The organism is Oxynema mangrovii CENA135 (assembly GCF_016632315.1).
Lineage (GTDB): Bacteria > Cyanobacteriota > Cyanobacteriia > Cyanobacteriales > Laspinemataceae > Oxynema > Oxynema aestuarii.
This window is the reverse complement of sequence record NZ_JAEOXH010000003.1, coordinates 611,754-634,047: the sequence shown is the minus strand read 5'-3', so window position 1 is coordinate 634,047 and position 22,294 is coordinate 611,754. Positions and strand designations below refer to the sequence as shown.

Below are 22,294 nucleotides of genomic sequence, written 5' to 3'. Positions count from 1 at the left end.
CGAAGCCGTCGGATCCGGCTTATTCGGGGCTACCCTCGCCAACGGTCGGGCGGGAAACCTCGAACTCGACGCCCGACGCCTGGTGATTCGGGACGGTGCAAACGTCTCTACCGTCACCTTCGGTTCATCTCCCGGAGGCAATATCAAGATTCAGACCACGGACAGCGTCGAGATCCGATTTACACCGCCGGGGAGTTTGACTCCGACGGGCATTTTTACCAATACCATTGGGGGAACCGGGGCGGCGGGGGATCTCGAAATTGCTACGGCCCGCCTGCAAGTCGCTCAAGGGAGTCAGGTACTGACCAATAGCGGCGCCAATACCCGGGATGGGGCGATTCCCTTCGGCGGTCCCGGGGGCAATTTAACGGTTAATGCCTCCGAATCGATGGAACTGAGCGGTATTGCTCCGGACGCGCGGGTATCGACTTCTCTGGGAACTTCGACCTTCAGCGCATCGGATGCGGGCGCTTTGAATATTTCTACCGGACGACTGCTGATCGAGGGCGGGGCTGGGGCGTTTGCTTCGACGGAAGGATCCGGACGGGGCGGGAGTATGACCGTGACCGCTTCCGAGTCGGTGGAAGTGAGGGGGATTGAAACCCGAGGTCGCTTGCGCCGTAGTGGATTAGTCGCTAACTCCGGGCGCAATTTGGTGCCGCAACCCGCCACGGGGGTTGCAGGAGACTTGCGACTGACCACTCCGAGATTGGTGATTCGCGACGGTGGCGAGATTGCGGTCAACAGTCGCGATTTGGGCGATGCGGGGACGTTATTTATCGAGGCGCAGACGATTCGCCTGGAGAATGGCGGACAGATTAACGGGGCGACGGCGGCGGGGAGTGGCGGTAACTTGACTCTAGAGGCGCGCCAAATCCAATTGCGCGATCGCAGTCAAATTACCACCGACGCGGGCAGTAGTAACGGCGGTAATATCGCGATCGCCGCCGACACCTTGATCGCCCTGGAAAATAGCGACATCACCGCCAACGCCCGGGAAGGACGGGGCGGACGGGTCACGATCGCCGCCTCCGGCATTTTCGGTACCGCCTTCCGGGAAGTCCAAACCCCCCAAAGCGATATCACCGCCAGTTCCGAACTCGGGCCGGAGTTCGGCGGAACCGTCGAAATTAACGCCCCCGAGGTGAACTTACTCGACGCCTTGGCCCAACTGTCTACCGAGTTCGTCAATGCGGAACAATTGGTCGCCGAAAGTTGTTTGGCGCGCCGCAACCGCGACAGTGGCAGCTTTACGGTGACCGGAACCGGGGGCTTACCCGAGGATCCTTACGGTGCGACGAGCGATCGCTACGACCTCAGTCCGATTCGGGGAATTGGGGACAACCCCTCCAATTGGCGCCAGAGACCCCCTTCGAGTTCCGGATCTGCTCGCGAAACGACCTGGAAAATCGGCCAACCGATCCGCGAAGCCCGGGGCATCGCGACCACCGCCGACGGACGCACCCTGTTGAGAACTTCCCCACGGGCGATCGCCCCCGAATTACTCGATCCCGACGTCTGCGACCGCGTTGGACAGAGCGATTTATAGTCGGACGGGCGATCGGCTTCCATTCTGCTTCAATTTTCCCCAACTTTTCTCGACGATCGGCGATCGCGCGACGACAATAAGACGAGTTGTTGTATTCTCCCAAACCTCTTATGAGTCAAGTTCCGCGCGACCCTTGCACCAGCGCCCCCCTACCCGAAGGCTTGATGAACCTCGGCGCCGAGGAAATCGACGTGCGCCTCGATGTCATTGAAGGCGAACTGCCCTCGGATTTGTACGGTCACGCCTTTCTGATTACCGCCGCCGGATCCGTCGCCGCCAAACCGCAATCCCCCAACGCCGTGTTTACCTCCGGCGGCGGCAATTCCCTCTTTAATGGAGACGGGTTGATTTACCGTTTCGACTTCGATCGCCCCGGAGAAGTCCATCTCAAAACCCGCCTCGCCAAAACCCCCTGTTATTATGCCGATTTAGCCAGCACTCCCGGCAATCCCGACGCGAATTTAGGCTTTGACAATCTCGGACTGGCCCGCCTGTCGTTCCCCTTGGGATTCCGCAACGAAATCAATACGGCGTTTGTCCCCATCAAGCGATCGGATGAGGAACATTGGCGACTGGCGGTGACCTGGGACGCCGGACGCCCCTATGAAATCGACCCGGCGACCCTGGAAGTCGCAACCCCCATCGGACGTACCGACGAATGGAAGGCGGCGGATTTGCCATTAGGCATGAATAACGTTCCTTTTCAGTTAGCTCTCACGGGCGCTCACTGCTTTTTCGACCCCAAAACCGACGAATTTTTTGCCGTCAATTGGTCGTTTTCTTTCTTCAGCTTATTTGCGAAGATCATTGCTTACGACTGGACTAAACATATTTCAATAAAATGGTTGAAGTATGCGATCGCCCGTTTAGTGATGACCGTCACTCGTTTTATCGAATGGCTGTTGAAACCAATCCTGCACGGCAAATTTGAGGGATTTTTATATCTGCTTCGCTGGGACGGCTGCGAGCAAGATTTGAAATTCTGGAAGGTCGTGTTACCCAATGGCCGAGCGGTGGAAATTCAACAAAGTTTGCATCAGTTGGGCGTCACGGAAGATTATGTCATTTTAATGGATACGGCGTTTAAAATTGGGCTGGAACAACTGCTCAATTATCCCTTTCGCCGGAATCTGGATTTAGATAGTAAATTACGCAATATTATCGATACGCCCCAGTTGAAAGATACGCCGATTTATATTATTCGTCGTCAAGATTTAACGGGCGATCGCGATACGGTCACCGCCCGCAAAGTCAAGCTCAAACGAGAAGCCGCTCATTTCCTCGTCGATTACGAGAATCCCGAGGGTAAAATTATCCTCCACACGGCCCATAATTGCGCCTGGGATCCGTCGGAATGGGTGCGGGATTGCGATCGCACCGAACGGGCGGCGGACAACCCTCACACCTTCGTCGGGATGCCCGTCGGCAGTACGGATGTCAACTGGGTGGGCCGCTACGCGATCGACGGCGAAACGGGTCGCATCGACGAGGTGCGATCGCACTGTTTTTACGACCGACAATATACCTGGGCGACGTCCCTGTACGCTTACAATGGCGTTTTACCGCCGAACAAACTCGAATCCGTTTATTGGATTTCCTGGGGATGTTGGCCGGAATTATTAACCGAATTCATGCTCGATATGTATGCAGGTTACAAGTATCGGGAAATTCCGGTGGAGGAGGTGAAACGGATTACAGGGGAAGGACTACAAACCAATTTATGTCGGTTAGATACTACCTCGAAAGAGGCATTTGCGATCGTCGATTCCTATCAGTTTCCGCCGGGGTATTTTGCCAATTCGCCGCAGTTTATCCCCCGCAAAGATAGTGAAGGAGAACCGGACGCGGGTTACCTCGCTTGCGTCGTGGTTTATCATGACGAATCCTCGGCCAAACACGGCGAGGTTTGGCTGTTTGATGCGGCGAATTTACAAGCCGGACCGCGCTGCAAGCTCGCCCATCCTCAAGTGAATTTGGGGATTAGCATTCATACCACTTGGCTGCCGGAAATTGCACCACGGAGTGCCCTTTACTCGATTCCCGTTCGGGAGGATTATGGGGAGTTAGTGGCGAAGTGTTCGCCGCAAGTTCGCGAGTTTTTTGAGAAAGCGGTCTATCCTTATTTCGAGCGATCGCCCATCTAATTGCGATCGCTCGAATCGAAGCTGAAAGATTGGATCTCCGCCGAAATCGACTATAGAATTAATTTATAGATCGATTTGCGGCGGGTTCCTGGATTGGCGAACGAACGTATAAGACGTGCATCTACCCCGACTCGTCGCGAGAGTGCGATGGTTCGTCGAGATCGATTGAGGGTAGACTTTTGATGCAAAAGATAAATCTCGTAAAGACTGTAAGCGTTAGCACTTGGACGATCGCCACGATCGCGATCGCCGTACCGGGGACGACACAAGTACTTCCCGATCGCAGTTTACCGGAGAACTCCCGGGTGACCGCCGTGGGCGATCGCCTCTCGATAGACGGTGGGACGGCGCGGGGAACCAATCTATTTCACAGTTTCGCCGAGTTTTCAGTTCCGGCGAATGTCACGGCGGTGTTTGAAAATGGGCCGACGGTCGAGAATATTTTTACCCGGGTCAGTGGGGGACAGATCTCGCGCATTGACGGGGCGATCGCCACTCAAGGACTGGCGAATCTGTTCCTACTCAATCCCCAGGGCATTGTCTTCGGTGCTAACGCCCGTTTAAATGTGGGCGGTTCGTTCGTGGCGACCACGGCGGACCGCTTCGTATTTGCCGACGGGAGTGAGTTTGGCGCCGTTGACGCGACGACGGCGACGCCGATTTTGACCTCTAGTGTTCCCGTAGGCTTGGGATTCGGCAGTCTGGGGGCGAACGGGGCGATCGCCGTGGGCGGACCGGGGAACAGTACGATTTTATCCGACGGCGTGCAAGCCCCCATTCGCAGTAATTCGCCGTCGGGGTTAAAAATGTCGCCGGGTCGCACGTTAGCCCTGATCGGCGGCGATTTAGTCCTGGATGGCGCCGTCATCGAAGCGCCCCAAGGACGGGTCGAACTCGGCAGTATCGCCAGCGAGGGGGTCGTCTCCGTCGTCCCCGATCCGGCGGGATGGGCGATCGATTACGAAGGCGCGGGTACGCCGACGGGCTACGGTAATATTACCTTAGAGAATCTGGCGGTAGTCGATGCGAGCGGTCCGGGAGGCGGCGATCTTCAAGTGCGGGGGAACCGCATTCTCCTCACCGACGGTTCCCAACTGATCGACAATACCTTGGGTCCGGTTCCCGGCGGGACGCTTTCGGTTTATGCGGCGGATACCTTAGAACTGGTGGGCAAAACGGCGATCGAGCAGCCGACCTATAGCGGCTTATTTGCCAGTAGTTTCGGACCGGGGGCGTCTCCGGATATCGACGTGCGGGCGCGACGGGCGATCGTCCGCGAGGGCGCCCGGATTTCGGCGTCGAATTTCGGCGACGGACCCGGTGGCGATTTATCGGTGCGGGCGACGGATTCCCTAGAGGTGGTCGGTGCGGCGCCGGGGGGCGAGTTTCGTCAGGGGTTCGAGGTCGAAATTTTTGCGTCGAGTTCGTTAAATGCGGGGGCATTTGCAGGGGGCCCGGCAGGGAATACGATGGTGGAAACCGGACGCTTGAGCATCCGCGACGGCGGTTATATCGCCACTTCGACCTTTGGTTCGGGCACGGCGGGCAATCTGACCGTGCGGGCGAGGGAATCGGTGGAAGTGGCGGGGGTTTCGGCCAATTTCCAAAGTCGTTCCGCCCTGGCGTCGAATTCCTTTGCCGGGGCCGTGGGTAACTCCGGCGAATTAAGGCTGGAAACCCCCCGCTTGAGCGTTCTCGATGGGGCGGTGGTCTCCTCGTCTACGGCGTCGCCGGGGCGGGGAGCGAATTTGACGGCGATCGCCCCGGAATCGATTCTCGTGAGCGGTTCCCAACTCGACGGGGTGTTTGTCAGTGGGATTATTGCCAGTTCGGAGGGGGTCGGACCTTCCGGGGAGATCCGCTTGGAGACCGGGCGCCTGACGGTCGATCGCGGCGGCGAAGTCGCGGTTTCCGGCTTGGGAAGCGGGGATGCGGGACGCTTGACGATCGCCGCCAACGAGATCGAGTTGAATCGAGGGGGGACGATCGATGCGAGTACGGTATCCGGTCAGGGGGGCAATATCGACCTCCTCGCCGAGGCGATCGCCTTGCGCGGGGGCAGTCGGATTGCAACGAATGCGGGCAATACCGATGGGGGCAATATCGCGATCGCGACGGACACGTTAATCGCTTTGGAGAACAGCGATATTACCGCCAACGCCCGCGAGGGTTTCGGCGGTCGGGTGGAAATCTCCGCCTCGGGGATTTTCGGGGCGCGCCAACGCCCTCAACAGACGCCCCAAAGCGATATTACGGCGACGTCGGAATTGGGGGCGCAGTTTAGCGGTTCGGTGAATATCAAAACCCCGGACGTTCAGCTAGAAAGCGGTCTCGAAAGTCTGGCGACGGCGTTCGTGGGGTCCGAACGAGTAGTCGCCGACAGTTGTCTGGCCCGTCGCAATGCCCGACAAGGTCGCTTTACCGTGACCGGAACCGGGGGATTGCCCGCGACTCCCTACGGCGCGGCGCGCGATCGCTTCGATCTCAGCGCGATCGCCGGGGTCTCGTCGCCAACCCCCACTCAAGGAGCAAACCCGGTGCAGGAGGTCGCCAGCGCCAGTCCTGAGTCTTGGCAAGTGGGAGATCCGATCCGAGAAGCGCGGGGGATAATGAAAACAGCAGGAGGTGGGGTTGTGTTAGGGAACCCATCCCAGACGGGGAACTCCGTAGATCTCTCTGAAGGGGAATGTCGAACCGATCGCCGTTGATAGAGAATCCCAGGAGCGAGGTTATGCTCGATGCAGAAGCTTCCACCATCCCAAGTGCGATCGCCGAAATTTATGGTACTGGAAAAGTGGTTCCCCCATTTGCGAGTTTCCCATTCAAAATCGAGGGATGTGGGGATGCCGTGGGCAAAAATAGTCAAGGGAGTTTGGGACTGGCGTGGGGTCTGGATGACGGCCCCCGGCGTGGCGATCCTCGTGGTGGCTTTGCGCTTTGCTGGGGTCTTACAACCGTTAGAATGGCTCGCCCTCGATGCCTTGTTTCAACTGCGCCCCCTCGAACCCCAGGACAAGCGCGTGGCGATCGTCGGGATTACGGAAGCGGATATTAATACCCTCGGACAGTGGCCGATTTCCGACGCCGTCCTCGCCGAGGCGATCGCCAAACTCAAACAACACGAACCTGCGGCGATCGGGTTGGACTTGTACCGCAATTTACCCGTCCCTCCCGGTCACGAACGCCTGGTGGAACTGTTCGAGTCTACTCCCAATTTGATCGGCATCGAGAAGGCGGTCGGCGACGACGTTGGAGAAGCCGTGGCGGCCCCTACGGTTCTCCAACAGCTCAACCAAGTCGGTTCTAACGACGTCCCCCAAGATGGCGATGGCAAGATTCGGCGGGCGGTTTTGTTTTTAAAAACCCCCGACGGTCGATTTTTAGAAAGTTTGGGTCTCAAACTGGCATGGCTGTATTTGGAACAGCAGGGGGTGACCCCGGAGGCGGCGGCCATCAATTCTCGCTGGATGCAACTCGGTAACGCCGTCTTTCGCGAGTTTAAAGCCAATGATGGCCCCTACGTGCGCGCCGACGATGGGGGCTATCAAATTTTATTGAATTTTCGCGGCGGGGCGGGCTCGTTCGAGATCGTTTCGCTGTCGGACTTGCTCTCGGGAACGTTGCCCCCGGATTGGGCGCGCGATCGCGTGGTGCTGATCGGCCCGCTTGCGGTCAGTTTAAACGATTTTTTCGAGACCCCTTATAGTTTTAACTTCATCGGTTCTCCCGAACGGATGACCGGGGTGGAAATTCAAGCGAATTTGACCAGTCAGATTATCAGTGCGGCCCTCGACGATCGCCCCTTAATTCGGGTGTGGCCCGACCGCTACGAGGTTGCCTGGATCGTCGCTTGGTGCGCCGTCGGCGCGATCGCCAGTTGGTCGCTCGGTCGCATCGGTCGGATCGTCGTTATCGTTCCCCTGTTGGCGGTGGGGTTAACGGCGGGATGTTTTTGGCTGTTCCTACAGGGGTGGTGGATTCCACTCGCCCCGCCGTTACTCGGTTTGACGGCTTCGACGATCGCGATCGTCGCTTATATCGCCAACCAGGAACGGGAAGACCGCCAATTGGTGATGAATTTATTCGGGCGTCACGTTACCCCGCAAATTGCCGAGGCGATTTGGCGCGATCGCCACGAATTGCTTAAAGAAGGTCGTCTGATGGCGAAAAAAGTCCAGGCGACGGTTTTATTTACCGATATCAAAAATTTCAGCTCTCTGGCGGAAGAAAGCGACCCGGAAACGTTGATGTTATGGCTTAACGAGTATATGGAGGAAATGGCCGGATTAGTCTTGGCACATGGCGGCGTCGTCGATAAATTTATCGGCGATTCGGTGATGGCGGTCTTCGGCGTCCCCATCCCGCGATCGACTCCCGAGGCGATCGCCGCCGATGCGGTCGCGGCGGTCACTTGCGCGGTAGACATGGCCAAGAAGTTGCGATCGCTCCACCGCAAGTGGCACGCGGAAGGTCGCCCCATTGTCAACATGCGCGTCGGGATCTCCACGGGAACCGTCGTCATCGGCAGTCTCGGCAGTGCGGAACGCGAAGACTATACGACCATTGGCGATAGTGTCAATGTCGCCGCCCGTCTCGAAAGCTACAACAAGGAAATCGACGGCGGAATTTGTCGCATTTTAATCGGCGAGGAAACCTACCTGCATATCGAGGGCAAATTTCCCGCCCAATATTTAGGCAGCGTCATGCTCAAAGGTCGTCAAAAACCCGTCAGAATTTACCAAGTTTTGGCCGATTAGGGGATTGGGGATTTTAGATTGGGGGCGAAACATGGTTCGCCCCCAGGATAACCCTTCGATTGAGATCTCTTGATTCAGCAAAGCCTGTTCCCCGGCGACTCCCTAGCCTTCTGTCGGCTTCATCACCACCACCCCATACGCCTGCGGCGATAAATATTGACGGGCCGCATGTTGCAGGTCCTCGCTGGTGACCGCTTGAATGCGCGCCGGATAGTTCAACGCCGGGGTCAAATCGCCGAGCATCGATTGATAGTAACCGTACAAGCTGGCGCGATCGCTCGGCGTTTCATTACTGAAAATAAAGCGATTGGCCACTTGGGTTCGGATCCGGTTGATTTCTGCGGGGGTGACGCCTTCTTCGGCGATTTGGCGCAGGTGTCCGAGAATCGCCCCTTCGACTTTCTCGATGTTCTCACTCGGGAGTTGGGCGGAAATATAAAAGGTTCCCTGCCAACGATGACTCATGTTACTGACGGAGAGACCGGATACCCATCCTTTTTCTTCGCGTAAGTCTTGAATTAGGCGGGTCGTGCGACCGCGCCCCAAAATCGAGGCCAGCACGTCCAAGGCATAGGTATCTTCAAAATCGATCGCTCCGGGAACGCGCCACATCATCACTAAGCGCGCTTGTTGCAAGCTGTCGTCTACGAATTCGCGACGGACGACGGTTTCAAAGGGGGATTCCGGTTCGTGATTCACTGGGGCGATCGCGCGATCGTCCTGGCGAGGGGAACGCGCTTGGTAGTGGCGATCGAAACTCTCCGCCACGCCGTCGATTAATTCTTCTACAGGCAAATTGCCGACTGCTACCGCCGTCAGCGATCGCGGTCGATACCAGGTCGCATGAAAATCGCGCATTTGCTGGGGGGTCAGCGCCGCCACGGCTTCCGCCGGACCGAGTACCTTACGGCGATACGGCAGCACGTCAAAGGCGGTTTCCATCGAACGGTAGTAGGTTCGGCGTCGCGGATTGTCTTGGGCTCGGCGAATTTCTTCTAACACGACCAAGCGCTCGCGCTCGAATGCCTCGTCGGGAATGCTCGGATTGAGGACGACATCGACTTGTAACGGTGCGAGATCCGCAAAATCTTTGGGGGCGCAAGTGATGTAGAAATAGGTGTAATCCTGGCTGGTGGCCGCATTGGTAATCGCGCCGCGCTCTTCGATCTGCCGCTCGAACTCCCCGCTTGCCAATTGTTCGGTGCCTTTAAACACCATGTGTTCTAAAAAGTGCGCCATGCCGTTAATGGGGTCGGACTCGATCGCCGAACCGACGTTGGCCCAGATACTCAAATTCACCGCTTCGACAGGCATCTGCTCGGCAACGACGGTCAAACCATTCGGCAGTTGGCGCACCGTTGGGAAGTTCAAACGGGGGAGCGAGGAGAAATTAACGAGGGTTGAGGTCATGCGTCAGTGGTGATATTGAAGATCCTTCGATCTATCTTAAACAGTCTGAACGAAAGTTGGCGTTTTCCGGGGGTTTGCCGCTCGCTAAGGTGGCAGATCCCAAGGGGAAAGGACGGGACGAACCTGCTTCGTCTGTACCGACTCTTTTATTATTAAGGAGATTGTTAACAAATGTAAAGGCTTCGATCTCCATGACAACGATAAATCACAAACCGCGCGCGATCGTTATTGGAGCGGGAATTGGCGGCTTGACTGCCGGAGCGCTCCTCGCCCGTCGCGGCTATCAAGTGAGCGTTTACGACGGGGCGATCGTTCCCGGCGGTTGTGCGTCTACCTTCCAACGGCGGGGATTTATCTTTGATGTCGGTGCGACCCAAGTCGCCGGACTCGAACCCGGTGGCATTCACCACCGCATTTTCGCCGAACTCGGGGTCGAAGTCCCGGAAGCGACGGCGTGCGATCCCGCCTGTGCGGTGTTTTTGCCGGGGGAAACCGAGCCGATTTGCGTGTGGCGCGATCGCGCTCGCGCTCGTGCGGAAAGAGAGCGCCAATTTCCCGGTAGCGAACCGTTCTGGCAGTTGATGCAGGTCTTATTTAAAGCGAGTTGGGCGTTTCAAGCGCGCGATCCGGTATTGCCGCCACGAAATACCTGGGATGTTTGGCAATTAATCAAAGCGATGCGATTGGATACGGCGGTAACTTTTCCATTTACGTTGATGACCGTCGGCGATGCTTTGCGTTGGTTTGGATTGGCAAAAGATCGACGGCTCAAAACTTTTTTAGATTTACAACTCAAACTCTATTCCCAAGTTGATAGTGACGAAACGGCTTTATTATATGCGGCGACGGCGTTGGGGGTTTCTCATGCTCCACAAGGGTTGTTCCATTTGAAAGGGAGTATGCAGGTGTTGAGCGATCGCCTCGTGGAAGGACTGGAAAAATACGGCGGCGAACTCTTCATGGGTCATACGGTCAAACAAGTTACCGTCAACCGTCACGGGGCGAGTTCGGTACTCGTTCGCGATCGTAAAACTGGAGAAGTGCGAACCGAGTCCGCCGATGAAATTGTCGCCAATGTCACCGTTCAAAACTTAGTTAAACTGCTCGATTATCCCGAAACGGAAGAACCTTTTTTACAACGAATTTATCGCCGTCGGATTGAAAAGATCGTCGAACCGTCCGGCGCTTTTATCGTCTATTTAGGGGTTAAAGAAACGGCGATTCCCGAAAATTGTCCGCCTCATTTGCAATTCCTTTACGAAGAAGATGGCCCGATTGGGGAGAATAATTCGTTATTCGTGTCCGTGAGTCGTCCCGGGGACGGGCGATCGCCTGCCGGAATGGCGACGATTACCGCGTCCTCCTTCACCGATGTGAGACGATGGGAAACCTGCGAGGATTACGATCGCCTCAAACAGGAGTATACAGACGCCGCGATCGCCCGCTTGGCGCAATATTTCGATCTAACTTCAGATAATATCGTCCATCGAGAAGCGGCAACCCCTCGCACATTCATCCGCTTCACCGGGCGCGATCGGGGCATCGTCGGCGGGGTGGGACAACGAATTTCGACCTTCGGGCCGTTCGGTTTCGCCACCCGTACCCCGATCCCCCATCTCTGGTTGGTGGGAGATTCCACCCATCCCGGTGAAGGAACGGCGGGGGTGAGTTATTCCGCTTTAACGGCGGTGAGGCAGATCCTCGCCGCAAGATAGAGAAAACGGGCCGTTTTTGGGGAGGGATGACAGGTTTCTCGTTCGAGACGACGTTAACGAAAATTGCCGTCGAACTCCCAGCAACTCAATTCGAGGCGATCGCCGCGAACCGCGATCGCGCCGAGATAACCGTCTTCCGGATCGAGGGAATACAGCGACCACAGAGACGTCAAATAGGGATTGTTGGCAATCTGTTTGAGTCGAACCTGGCGATCGCCCGTCACCTCCAGTTCGACCCGAGACAGTCCCGCCAACCCTTCTCCCGTGGCTTTGAGATAGGCTTCTTTTCCGGTCCAGAGTTTAAAAAAGAGGGCTTGTTTTTCAGTTTCGGGTTCCTCGGCGATCGCCGCCGCCTCGCGATCGCTGAAAAAACGGCGCGACAACGCATCCACCTTCACCGGACGCAGATATTCGAGATCGACCCCGACCTCGCGACCCAAAGTGAGGGCGTAGAGAACCCGTCCGTAAGAATGGGAAAGATTAAATTGCAGCAATCCCCCCGGACTGGTGGTGACCAGAGACGGTTTCCCCTTGTCCGTGTAGCCAAACGCCAGCAAACTCGGATCCCAACCCAAATAACGGGCTAACAGGGTTCGCAACAAACCCCGCGCCGCGATAAAATGACGGCGATCTCGATCGAAGTAAAAACGGCGCGCCCGTTGCCACTCGTCCTCGGACAGCAAAGACCCGAGGCGATCGAGGGTTTCGTCACCACAATCCAACGAAGCCCGCCAAACATGAACTTCATTTTGAGATAAAATCGACGCCGACTCCGCCCGACGCCAGAGGCTTTTTCGGTTAACCACGATTGGATTTTACGAGTTTAGAGGTTAGAGTCGCCATTGAGAAACCGGGTCAAGCGAACGAACCCGGTTTCTTATATAGCATTTTCCTCTGCTATGCAAGACATTTAGATCCCCCTAAATCCCCCTCGCCAGGTAGGGGTTTGGTAACCCAACCCCTACTTTCCTCGTTCCCCCCGAAATCCCCCCAACCCCCCTTTCAAAGGGGGGCGAAGGGGGGTTAGGGGGGATCGGCGGTCAATTTGTTCGCGGGACTTAAACGGTAAAAAAGGTAAAATCAAAGCAAAACCCTTGACTGACAAGGATTTAAGGTGGAGAGCGACCCCATGAGAGAGACCACCCCAGCCGCCATGCCACCCTGCTTTGAGAAGTGGTGCAAGCGTTTCGACCCCGACTTCAAAACCCAAGCCCAAAAAAAGGGGTTTAGACACTATTTGGGAGGATTACTCGGAGAAAGCGAGCGAAAAAACATAACTCAGATGGCAAATGACTCGGTGGGAGTAGTTTACAACCGCTTACATCATTTTATAACGGAATCCCCTTGGGAGGAGAAGCGTATTAACGAACGTCGGTTAGCGGTGATGGACTCGTGCCATCAAACCCGAGTGGGTCGGGGATTTGCCTTGCTGCTCGATGATACAGGACATCGAAAAAGCGGCAACTTCACCGACGGCGTGGGAAGACAGTACATCGGAAAAATCGGCAAGCTGGACAACGGAATCGTGGCGGTCACGACCCATCGCTATGATGGCCAAAAAAATTTGCCTCTGGATGTAGAAATCTATCAGCCAGCCAGTTCCTTCCCCTCAGTCATCAAAAAAGTGGGGTTGGGCGTTCGCCTCACTATAAAACGCGAATCCCGTAACGGGAGGAGAAGCCCGCGCCGTACCGCTTAGCGGTCGGCGTCGGGAGTACGTCACCACCCATAAAATCGAAGGAAAAACTACCGTCAATCCCTCGCTATCAAAACCACTTAACTACAGAACTTTTCAACACAACGCACGAACATTTCCACCCCCATCCCCAACGCCGTCTCGTCAAAATCGAAACGGGGGTGATGGTGGGGATACGCCAAATCCTTCGACTTATTCGCCGACCCTAAAAAGAAATAACATCCCGGCACTTCTTGCAAAAAGAAACTCATATCTTCACCCCCCATCGTCTGACATTTCGGCACGATGCCCGCCGGAGTTTCGACCACATGTTCCGCCACCGATCGCACCAAATCCGCGATCGCGCGATCGTTGACCACCGACGGATATAACTGCCAATAATCTAAATCGTAACGGGCGCCGTGACTGTGACAAACTCCCGCAATAATTTCCGCAAACCGATGACGAATTAAATCCTCCATTTTCGGATTAAAATAACGCACCGTACCACTCAATTGCGCTTTCCCCGCAATCACGTTTTTCGCACTCCCGGCGTGGAACTCGCCCACCGTCACCACCGCCGACTCGATCGGATCCACATTGCGCGCGACAATTGTCTGTAACGCCTGCACCACTTGAGCGCCGACGACGATCGCATCTACCGTTTGATGCGGCATCGCACCATGCCCGCCCTTACCGAAAATCGTGCAACGAAACAACTCCACCGCCGCCATCAACGCCCCACTGCGAACCCCCACCGTTCCTAACGGTAAGTTATTCCACAAATGTAAACCGACGATCGCATCCGGGCGTGGATTCTCCAAAACCCCCGCTTCGATCATCGGTTTGGCGCCGCCGGGACCCTCCTCCGCAGGTTGAAAAATAAACTTCACCGTTCCCGCAAAATCGTCGCGATGTCGGGAAAGATAGTAAACCGTTCCCAGGGCGATCGCCGTGTGACCGTCGTGACCGCAAGCGTGCATGATCCCGTCATGACGCGATCGATACGAAACCTCATTCTCCTCCTGAATTGGCAAAGCATCCATATCGGCGCGAATCGCCAACACCGGACCCGGTTTGCTGCCGCGAATCGTCGCGACAATCCCCGTTTTAGCGATTCCCGTCTGATGTTCGACGCCCCATTCTTGCAACTTTTTTCTGACAAATTCAGCCGTCTGTACTTCTTTAAACCCCAATTCCGGATGTTGGTGCAAATGACGGCGCCATTCCACTAATGTCATTTGCAAATTGTGGATTTCCGGTCGCAATCGGGATCCATCCGCGCAATGGCGATCGAGTGGTGTAGAAAGCATGAGTTTTTTTGTAAAAATGAGTACAGTTTTTCTTATTTTATTCAGGAAACCTCGAAACTTAACAATCGCGAGCGATCGCCCCTCCCGCGAGACCCCCAGAAAACCCCAGGAAACGGCGATCGCCCCGTTTATTTCCCCATCTACTTCCCCGTCTACTTCCTATCCCTTCGCCACTAGAGAAATCGGTAGCAATCGCTCTAAATCCAATTGCGCGGCGGCGGCAGCCAGTTTCGGCAAATCTTCCGAATTCTCAAAATAGGGTAAAACCCCTAAAATAGGCACCTGCACGAACGATTCGATCGCCTCAATAGGCGTCAGATCCGCAATTTCCTCCTCCGTGCGCGCCTCGGTACAGTTGAGAACAATTCCCCTCAGTTCCACCCCCGACTGTCGGGCCAGGGCTACATTCGCCACCGTATGGGCGATCGCCCCCAAGCGGACCGGAACCACCAACACCGTCGGTAAGCGCCAATCTCGGGCTAAATCTGCCACAGTCAGTTCCGGAGTCACCGGAGAACCGAGACCGCCGAGGGCTTCCACCAAAACCAACGCTTTGCGCCGTTCCAACTGCTGGAAAATCGGCCAAACTCGTTCCAACTCCACCCGCCGTCCTTCCTTTTCGGCAGCCACCGGAGGGGCGAGGGGGGCTGAAAAATAGAGCGGATTGAGTTCTTCGGGAGATTGATCTAAATCGAACAAGCGGCGGTAAATCTCGCGATCGCCCGTTCCCGATTGAAGCGGTTTGATAATACCGAGAGGCCGATCTTGACAATACTGTTGCCAGTAAGCGGCGATCGCCGTCGTTAAAACTGTTTTACCCGCATCGGTATCGGTCGCAGTAATTAGTAATGCACTCATAAGATAAAGAATTGAGGAATTTATCGCGGTTGTCACACCTATTTTCAAACAAAATTAGACAAAGCGAGAGTGAAGATACCTCAAAACCTTGCCTAACCCCCTCGATCTAATACCATTTTTCTAAAACCTCGATAGAGATGGATTGCCTGTAGGAATACGGCAATGCCGCGTCCCTACCCTCGCTGTCTCTCATTATTTTTGAAAAATGGTACAGCAGTTTTCGCTGTTGGGCGGTACATTTCGATCCCCCTAAATCCCCCTTAAAAAGGGGGACTTAGGGGGATTTAAGGGGGGTTGGGGGGATCTTTGCCTCTTGTACCTCATGACAGCGCCAATTGCTGTATTAACCCAACACTCTCGACAGTCTATTGTGCCTTTTAGGGGTTTGGTCACCCAACCCCTATGTTTCTGGGGTTTGGAAACATGTCTCTGGGGTTTGGAAACCAAACCCCTACTAGATTTTTAATATTTTCGTGATAAACAGTCTCTTACTCACTTACTCGCTGACGTCGATCGCAATGGCATAACGAATTCCCCCCGAACCGACCACATCGATTTGATACTGCCCACTAACCTGGACTTCCCCTTGCCACTGCACCAACTTTTCGGCATTCTCCACTAAAGTGCCGTCGGGATAGCGAATACTCAAACCGACCGCCCCTTCCAACAGTTCCACCTTGAGGGCTTGTCCCCGTCGAACGCTGACCAAATAGCGCTTTTGTCGAGCACTGGTCGTCCCCGAAACCGTCGTCCTCCCTTGCGGGGGCAGGGGTACCCGTTCGAGATCGATCGCCGCCCTCGGCGTTTCCGTCGGTTGTACCGTCGGGATCGGTTCCGGGGTCGGTTCTGGGGTCGCAGTCGCGATCGGTGTCGGCGTCGGTTCTGGGGTCGAGGCTTCTTGCAAGCGCAGATTTAATTCAAAATTGCTATTGGGAAATCCCGGTAACGGAAGTAGCTCGATCGTGTACTGACCCGCCCCATCTAACGGTCCTTCCCACAACGATACCCCTCTCGAAGCCCCCGGAAGCGGTTCTCTGTCCGGTCCGACTACGTTCATTAACACCCCGTCCCCACTGAGGTAGGCACTCAGACGGTCTCCCGCTTCTGCGTCGATCGTGTATTGGATAATTTCATTTTCTTTAACGTTCCCCTGTACGGATTTGGCGTTTTCCCCCTCCAGGCTGAGGGCGACGGTGGAAATCGACGGTTCGGCGGGGGGCAGTTCCGGCGGTTCCGACGGCGTGGGGGAAGCGGTGGGACTCGGGGAGTCGGTGGGACTCGGTGTCGGCGTTGTCGTCGGGGAAGCGCTGGCGGTGGGAGTCGGTGTCGGTTGTGCGGTCGGGGTATCGAGGTCGGAGAACAGGGGAGAAGCGGTCGAGATCGGCGTAGGCGGTTCGTTTTGGCGATTTCTGGCATTGCTGACGATCGCCCAGGACCCAAACCCGGCGATCGCGGCGAGGAATACCATGGCGGCGGCGATCGCGATCGGATTGCTCCAAAATGCGTCATCGTCGCCGTCGTTTCCCGTCGTGGGAGAAATTTGGGGTTGAGTCGTATTGCCAGGGCTTACCGGGCTGTGTCCTACGGCTACAGTCCGCATTTCCGAGGGGCTGGTCGAGCTGGCAGCCACCGCAGGCGGCGCGATCGCGGGTTGGGCGGCGATCGCGGGTTGCAACGCCAAGACCACTTCCCGGGCATACTGATAGCGATCGCCCGGTTTATAACTGAGCATTCGATCTAAAACCGTGGCCACTTCCGTAGAAACCGGAGACTTGACAAACGCCTGCCAATGCCAAACCAATTGGATATCGTCGAATAATTCTTGCGGTTCGCGGGCGCTGAGCAACACCACGGACGTCACCGCCAGGGAGTACAAATCGCTACTCGGATAAGCCCGTCCGGTTTGGATTTGTTCGCTGGGCGCATAACCCAACTTCCCCACACTCGTCGCTTGCGGCGTACTCCCCTGCAAGCGGGTTGCAAGTTCTTTAACGACGCCGAAATCGATCAACACGGGCAGGCGATCGCGATCGCGCAAAATAATATTGTCCGGGGAAATATCTCGGTGAATAATTCCGCGCCCGTGGATATATTCCAACACGGGTAAAAGTTGCTGCATCAATTGCAACACTTCCCCTTGAGAAAATGCGCGACCATTGGCTTTGTATTCTTTGAGCAAGCTGCGATAGGTCTTGCCCTCGACGTAATCTTGCACGAGGAACAAACGGCCATTTTCTTCAAAAGTCGCTCGAAATTGAGGGACTTGAGGGTGTTCGAGTTGATAGAGGGTGCTGGCTTCCCGCGCAAACAGTTCTTCCGCTTTCTCAACCGCGTAAGCGCTGCTTTGACTGGGGATGAACTCTTTGAGGGCACAGCGTTCGTTAAACCGTCCCAAGTCTTCAGCCAGATACGTTCGACCAAATCCTCCCTGACCTAAAATCGCGATCGGGCGGTAGCGATTTTGCAGGATCGTACCAGTGGGAATCGGTGGTTGCATAGCAATTTATAAAGAACAAAAAACAGGGAGTTTGGTCAACTAATTGCCCAGTTTGGCTTTTACCAGTTCTTGGACTTTTTTACCGTCCGCTTTACCTTTGAGGTCTTTCATGGCTACTCCCATGACTTTACCCATATCCTTCGGCGAACTTGCGCCGACTCGGGCAATAATTTCGTCGATCATCCCTTCGATTTCGGCATCGGAAAGCTGACGGGGTAAGTATTCTTCGATAATGCTCAATTCTTGCGCTTCTTGCTCGGCGAGATCGGTTCGTCCGGCTTTTTCGTACTGTTCGATCGAATCCCGTCGCTGTTTGGCGAGTTGGGCGAGCAGTTCGATTTCTTGGGCTTCGGTCAAATTTTCTTGACCCGAAGGGCGCAAGCTAACTTCTTTTTCCAGCAAGAGTTTTTTGATACTGCGGACAGTTTCCAGGCGCAGTTTGTCTTTCGCTTTCATGGCGGTTTTGAGGTCTTGCGCAATCCGATCTTTTAAGCTCATAGAACGATCTCCTAGTGATGGGTACTCGAATCAGTTATGGGGTGGGGGATGATTTTTGCGATCGCGCGATCGCCTCCCCGACCTCAACCGGGACAGGTCGTCCCCGGATCTTTTCTAAAAATTTGTGTTGACAATGCACTGTATGGCCGCGATCGCCCCCGGGAACGGTCCGCTCGGTCTCGGTCTATATTCGTTCTAGCATTCCGTCACCATCCTATAAACTCTATGGTAACTATAGAGAACCATCCAGAACAACCGTCTCTTATTTTCCCGAGCCACACCGGAAAAGTGGAGAAAACGCCACCGCGACCGCCAACAAATAGCAGGCAAATTTATCGAAAAACGGCGATCGCTCCCCCCAGAGTTCCCCCGCGATCGAATCATAAAAATTCTTTTAAATTGGCGCGCACGATACAGAAAATATTTTCATTTTTTGGTAATTTTCGTAAAAACTCGCATGTATATGTAGCAATCGAGATGATAAGATTGCGTTGAATGAAAGCGCTTCGAGGGTCTGCCGTGATCCGTTCTGCTACATTAACTCGTCATCCATCTCTGGCTACCGTCACCGATCATAGCCGACTGCGGCTATTCTCCGGCTCGGCGAATACCGTACTCGCTCAAGAAGTCGCCCGCTACTTGGGAATCGACCTCGGGCCGATGATTCGGAAGCGGTTTGCCGATGGGGAACTCTATATTCAAATCCAAGAATCGATTCGAGGATGCGATGTCTACCTGATCCAGCCGTCTTGCTACCCGGTCAACGACCATTTAATGGAATTACTGATTGTCATCGATGCTTGTCGTAGAGCATCCGCCCGACAAATCACCGCCGTAATTCCTTACTACGGTTACGCCCGGGCCGATCGCAAAACTGCCGGACGCGAATCGATTACTGCCAAATTAGTCGCTAATTTGATTACCGAAGCGGGCGCCACGCGCATCTTGGCGATGGACCTCCACTCGGCTCAAATCCAAGGCTATTTTGACATCCCCTTCGATCACGTCTATGCCTCCCCTGTCATCTTAGATTACCTGGCCAGTAAAGAACTTCACGATATCGTCGTCGTCTCCCCAGACGTGGGCGGCGTCGCCCGGGCGAGAGCCTTTGCTAAAAAACTCAACGACGCTCCCCTGGCGATTATCGACAAGCGGCGCCAAGCTCATAACGTCGCTGAAGTCCTCAACGTCATCGGCGATGTCAAAGGAAAAACGGCTGTTTTAGTCGATGACATGATCGATACGGGAGGCACGATTACGGAAGGCGCCCGCTTGCTGCGTCAAGAAGGAGCGCGTCAGGTTTATGCTTGCGCGACTCATGCCGTCTTCTCGCCACCTGCGATCGAACGGCTTTCCAGTGGCGTATTTGAAGAGGTGATCGTCACCAATACCATTCCCGTTCCCGAGGATAAACAATTCGAGCAACTGACCGTCCTTTCTGTTGCCAACTTACTCGGCGAAACGATCTGGCGGGTTCATGAAGACAGTTCGGTCAGCAGCATGTTCCGGTAATTGGTTTCAAGTTTCCTGAATTGCGCTGAAACGACCCAGCAATTTTTCGATTTTTTTCGATCTATTTAAATTGCCCGAACTCGGTACGTCCATCCTCCCGAACAGGGAGCGAAATCCCGTACCGAGTTCGGGCTTTTTCATCGTTCAAGGACTGAGGAATAATCCCAAGCGGTCTTTAATTTCGTTATCGACTTCTTCTGAGGGGACGTACCAGACATGCAGCATCATCGGCCAATTCCAATATTGGTAGTTGGTAGGTTTGCACTGCTCGAAAATCAAGCGCATTAAGTCGAGATCTTCCTCGGAAATGGGCAGTCCCGGATCGTCGGAAATCATGCCCCCGACAATTTGACCGTTGACCCGCGCATCCAAGGCAGCAACAGTTTCGCAAATTCCCGTAGAACTGGAGTTGAAACAGCTTCCCGTACCGCATTGATCGCGCCATTCAAAGAGCTGGCGCAGTTCTTGTTTGACTTGTTCGACGGATTCAATCGAATTGACTCTTTCTTGTAAATCTTGCTGGGCGAGTGCGGGCAGTCCCCAGGCGGCTAGAGTGGATGCCAGGATGCCGCAAGCGGCGAATAGCAAGAATGTTCGGCTCGATTTTCTCATGATTTTGATTCGACTCCTCAATCCCCCAAGCTTTCCTAATCTACTTCACGGGCGATCGCCCGTGATTCCTCGATGGGGTCGCTTGATTCTACCCAAGTGAATCGGGGGAACGATCTCGCACGGCAAAATCCCACGACGATCGCCGTGGGACTGCAATCAATTATTTTAAGTTATTTTAAGTCCGAATTATACAATTCGAGTTCGCGTGGGCAATAACCAACACAGAAGCGGACAGTAAACGACCGTAAACAGAACGACGATGGCAACCATCCAAAGGGCATTGGCGAGATCGGGAGTCATCATAAGCGTCGATGGCTAGCTTCTCGGCCTGAGAATCTGACAAGAGAAGGTTCGCCCCCTCCAAATCAACAGTTGAGGTTACCTTCATTAAGCCACGAGAATGGTAAAAAGTATCAAAAATGACAGAAAATTTAATATCTTTGTCGTAGGCGCTGCCGGATACAAGGGTCGGCCCGATCGCCGCGATCGCCGAGACTCCCGAAACAGCCTCGAAAATATGACGCTTTTGGGCGCCATTGTCAAAAAAACGACGGCGATCGGCGGTTGCGATCGCACTGTTTTCCCCATATCCTAATAAGTTTAGAAACCTCCGAAAAATCAACGCCAGAATCTCTCTCTTGCGAGATTCTGGAGACAATCAACGGCGGTCAACGGAGTTGCAAAAAGAATGGAACAAGATCGGATGAAAACAGCTATCGTCACGGGTGCCTCATCAGGGGTGGGATTGTACGCCACCAAAGCCCTCGCCAAACGCGGATGGCACGTGATTATGGCGTGCCGCAATTTAGAAAAAGCCAAACAAGCCGCTCAAGACCTCGAAATTCCCGAGGAAAACTACACGATTTTACACGTTGACCTCGGTTCCTTGCAGAGCGTCCGCAAGTTTATCAGCGATTTTCGCACGACCGGACGCCCTCTCGACGGCGTGGTATGCAATGCGGCGATTTACATGCCCTTAATCAAACAGCCATTACGCAGTCCGGAAGGGTACGAGTTGACGATGACCACCAACCATCTCGGTCATTTCCTCATGTGCAATATCTTACTCGAAGATATGAAGCGATCGCCCGGTACGGACAAACGCATGGTGATTTTAGGAACGGTCACCCACAACCCCGACGAACTCGGCGGTAAAATCCCCCCGCGTCCCGACTTGGGCGAACTCAAAGGCTTTGCCGAAGGTTTCAAAGAACCGATTACCATGGCAGACGGCAAGAAATTTGAACCCGTTAAAGCCTACAAAGATAGCAAAGTCTGCAACGTGCTGACCATGCGCGAACTGCATCGCCGCTATCACGACGCAACGGGGATTACCTTCTCCTCTCTCTATCCCGGTTGCGTCGCGGATACTCCTCTGTTCCGCAATCACTATCCCCTGTTCCAAAAACTTTTCCCGATCTTCCAGAAGTACATCACCGGAGGCTACGTCTCCCAAGAATTAGCTGGGGACCGGGTGGCGGCGGTAGTCGCCGATCCCGAGTACAAGCAATCCGGAGTGTACTGGAGTTGGGGCAACCGCCAGAAGAAAAACCGTCAGTCTTTCGTGCAGAAAGTCTCTCCACAGGCGCGCGACGACGAACGCGGCGAAAAAATGTGGGATTACAGTCTCAAGTTAGTCGGATTGGCTTAACTTAGAGAATTTCTAGAACTGTAGGGCGAACCGGGGTTTTCCCTCAATTCTCCACGGGGAATTGAGCGGCTGGCTACAGCCCCGGTTCGCCCTTTGGGTTCGA

At 54.8% G+C, this 22,294-nt stretch carries 14 protein-coding genes and 2 pseudogenes; 9 read left to right on the top strand and 7 right to left on the bottom strand.

Translation table 11 applies throughout. The features are described from left to right. From JJD41_RS22295 to JJD41_RS22280, 4 genes and pseudogenes are all read left to right on the top strand, one after another. A pseudogene (locus JJD41_RS22295) lies at nt 1–1,549 on the top strand (S-layer family protein); the annotation flags it as partial. 110 nt (nt 1,550–1,659) lie between these two features. Beyond that, a complete protein-coding gene (locus tag JJD41_RS22290) occupies nt 1,660–3,693 on the top strand; it encodes a carotenoid oxygenase family protein (RefSeq protein ID WP_200669700.1) in 2,034 nt (677 codons plus the stop codon). Between the two features lie 182 nt (nt 3,694–3,875). Further along, on the top strand, nt 3,876–6,401 hold the full coding sequence (locus tag JJD41_RS22285; protein WP_200669699.1) for a two-partner secretion domain-containing protein: 2,526 nt from the start codon (nt 3,876–3,878) through the stop codon (nt 6,399–6,401). A gap of 30 nt (nt 6,402–6,431) precedes the next feature. Then, nucleotides 6,432–8,450: a CHASE2 domain-containing protein gene (locus tag JJD41_RS22280; RefSeq protein WP_234489060.1), complete on the top strand. Its 2,019-nt coding sequence runs from the start codon at nt 6,432–6,434 to the stop codon at nt 8,448–8,450. Nucleotides 8,451–8,552: 102 nt separating this feature from the next. Here the strand turns inward: JJD41_RS22280 and JJD41_RS22275 are convergent, their stop codons facing one another. Beyond that, entirely contained in the window at nt 8,553–9,860 is a 1,308-nt protein-coding gene (locus JJD41_RS22275; protein WP_200669697.1) for a M16 family metallopeptidase, read from the bottom strand. A gap of 191 nt (nt 9,861–10,051) precedes the next feature. On the opposite strand from JJD41_RS22275, the gene crtD reads away from it, so the two are divergent. Next, nucleotides 10,052–11,575: a C-3',4' desaturase CrtD gene (gene crtD / locus JJD41_RS22270; RefSeq protein WP_200669695.1), complete on the top strand. Its 1,524-nt coding sequence runs from the start codon at nt 10,052–10,054 to the stop codon at nt 11,573–11,575. Between the two features lie 53 nt (nt 11,576–11,628). On the opposite strand, the gene JJD41_RS25835 is transcribed toward crtD, so the two are convergent. Beyond that, nucleotides 11,629–12,381, bottom strand: a complete 753-nt coding sequence (locus tag JJD41_RS25835; RefSeq protein ID WP_200669693.1) for a 4'-phosphopantetheinyl transferase family protein — start codon at nt 12,379–12,381, stop codon at nt 11,629–11,631. A 323-nt stretch (nt 12,382–12,704) separates the two neighbouring features. Here JJD41_RS25835 and JJD41_RS22260 point away from each other — a divergent pair. Next, a pseudogene (locus tag JJD41_RS22260) lies at nt 12,705–13,178 on the top strand (IS701 family transposase); the annotation flags it as partial. Between the two features lie 173 nt (nt 13,179–13,351). Here the strand turns inward: JJD41_RS22260 and JJD41_RS22255 are convergent. The 4 genes from JJD41_RS22255 to JJD41_RS22240 all read right to left on the bottom strand — a co-directional run bounded on the left by JJD41_RS22255 (nt 13,352) and on the right by JJD41_RS22240 (nt 18,416). Next, the gene (locus JJD41_RS22255) at nt 13,352–14,563 is read right to left on the bottom strand and encodes a M20 metallopeptidase family protein (RefSeq protein ID WP_200669691.1); all 1,212 of its coding nucleotides are present in this window, start codon (nt 14,561–14,563) and stop codon (nt 13,352–13,354) included. Between the two features lie 159 nt (nt 14,564–14,722). Next, the gene (bioD, locus tag JJD41_RS22250) at nt 14,723–15,421 is read right to left on the bottom strand and encodes a dethiobiotin synthase (protein ID WP_200669690.1); all 699 of its coding nucleotides are present in this window, start codon (nt 15,419–15,421) and stop codon (nt 14,723–14,725) included. Between the two features lie 496 nt (nt 15,422–15,917). After that, on the bottom strand, nt 15,918–17,918 hold the full coding sequence (locus JJD41_RS22245) for a serine/threonine-protein kinase (protein WP_200669689.1): 2,001 nt from the start codon (nt 17,916–17,918) through the stop codon (nt 15,918–15,920). Nucleotides 17,919–17,957: 39 nt separating this feature from the next. After that, nucleotides 17,958–18,416, bottom strand: coding sequence for a GatB/YqeY domain-containing protein (locus JJD41_RS22240; protein ID WP_200669688.1), 459 nt, complete (start codon nt 18,414–18,416; stop codon nt 17,958–17,960). A gap of 519 nt (nt 18,417–18,935) precedes the next feature. Between JJD41_RS22240 and JJD41_RS22235 the strand changes: the two genes are divergently transcribed. Then, complete coding sequence (locus JJD41_RS22235; RefSeq protein WP_200670260.1) at nt 18,936–19,928, top strand: ribose-phosphate pyrophosphokinase; 993 nt, start codon at nt 18,936–18,938, stop codon at nt 19,926–19,928. Between the two features lie 144 nt (nt 19,929–20,072). On the opposite strand, the gene JJD41_RS22230 is transcribed toward JJD41_RS22235, so the two are convergent. Continuing rightward, nucleotides 20,073–20,540 (bottom strand): hypothetical protein, encoded by a 468-nt coding sequence (locus tag JJD41_RS22230; RefSeq protein ID WP_200669687.1) that lies wholly within the window; start codon nt 20,538–20,540, stop codon nt 20,073–20,075. Between the two features lie 400 nt (nt 20,541–20,940). Here JJD41_RS22230 and JJD41_RS22225 point away from each other — a divergent pair, with 400 nt between their 5' ends. Both JJD41_RS22225 and JJD41_RS22220 read left to right on the top strand, forming a co-directional pair. Next, complete coding sequence (locus JJD41_RS22225) at nt 20,941–21,135, top strand: hypothetical protein (RefSeq protein WP_200669685.1); 195 nt, start codon at nt 20,941–20,943, stop codon at nt 21,133–21,135. Nucleotides 21,136–21,228: 93 nt separating this feature from the next. Continuing rightward, entirely contained in the window at nt 21,229–22,191 is a 963-nt protein-coding gene (locus JJD41_RS22220; protein WP_168568036.1) for a protochlorophyllide reductase, read from the top strand. Nucleotides 22,192–22,294: the final 103 nt, after the last annotated feature.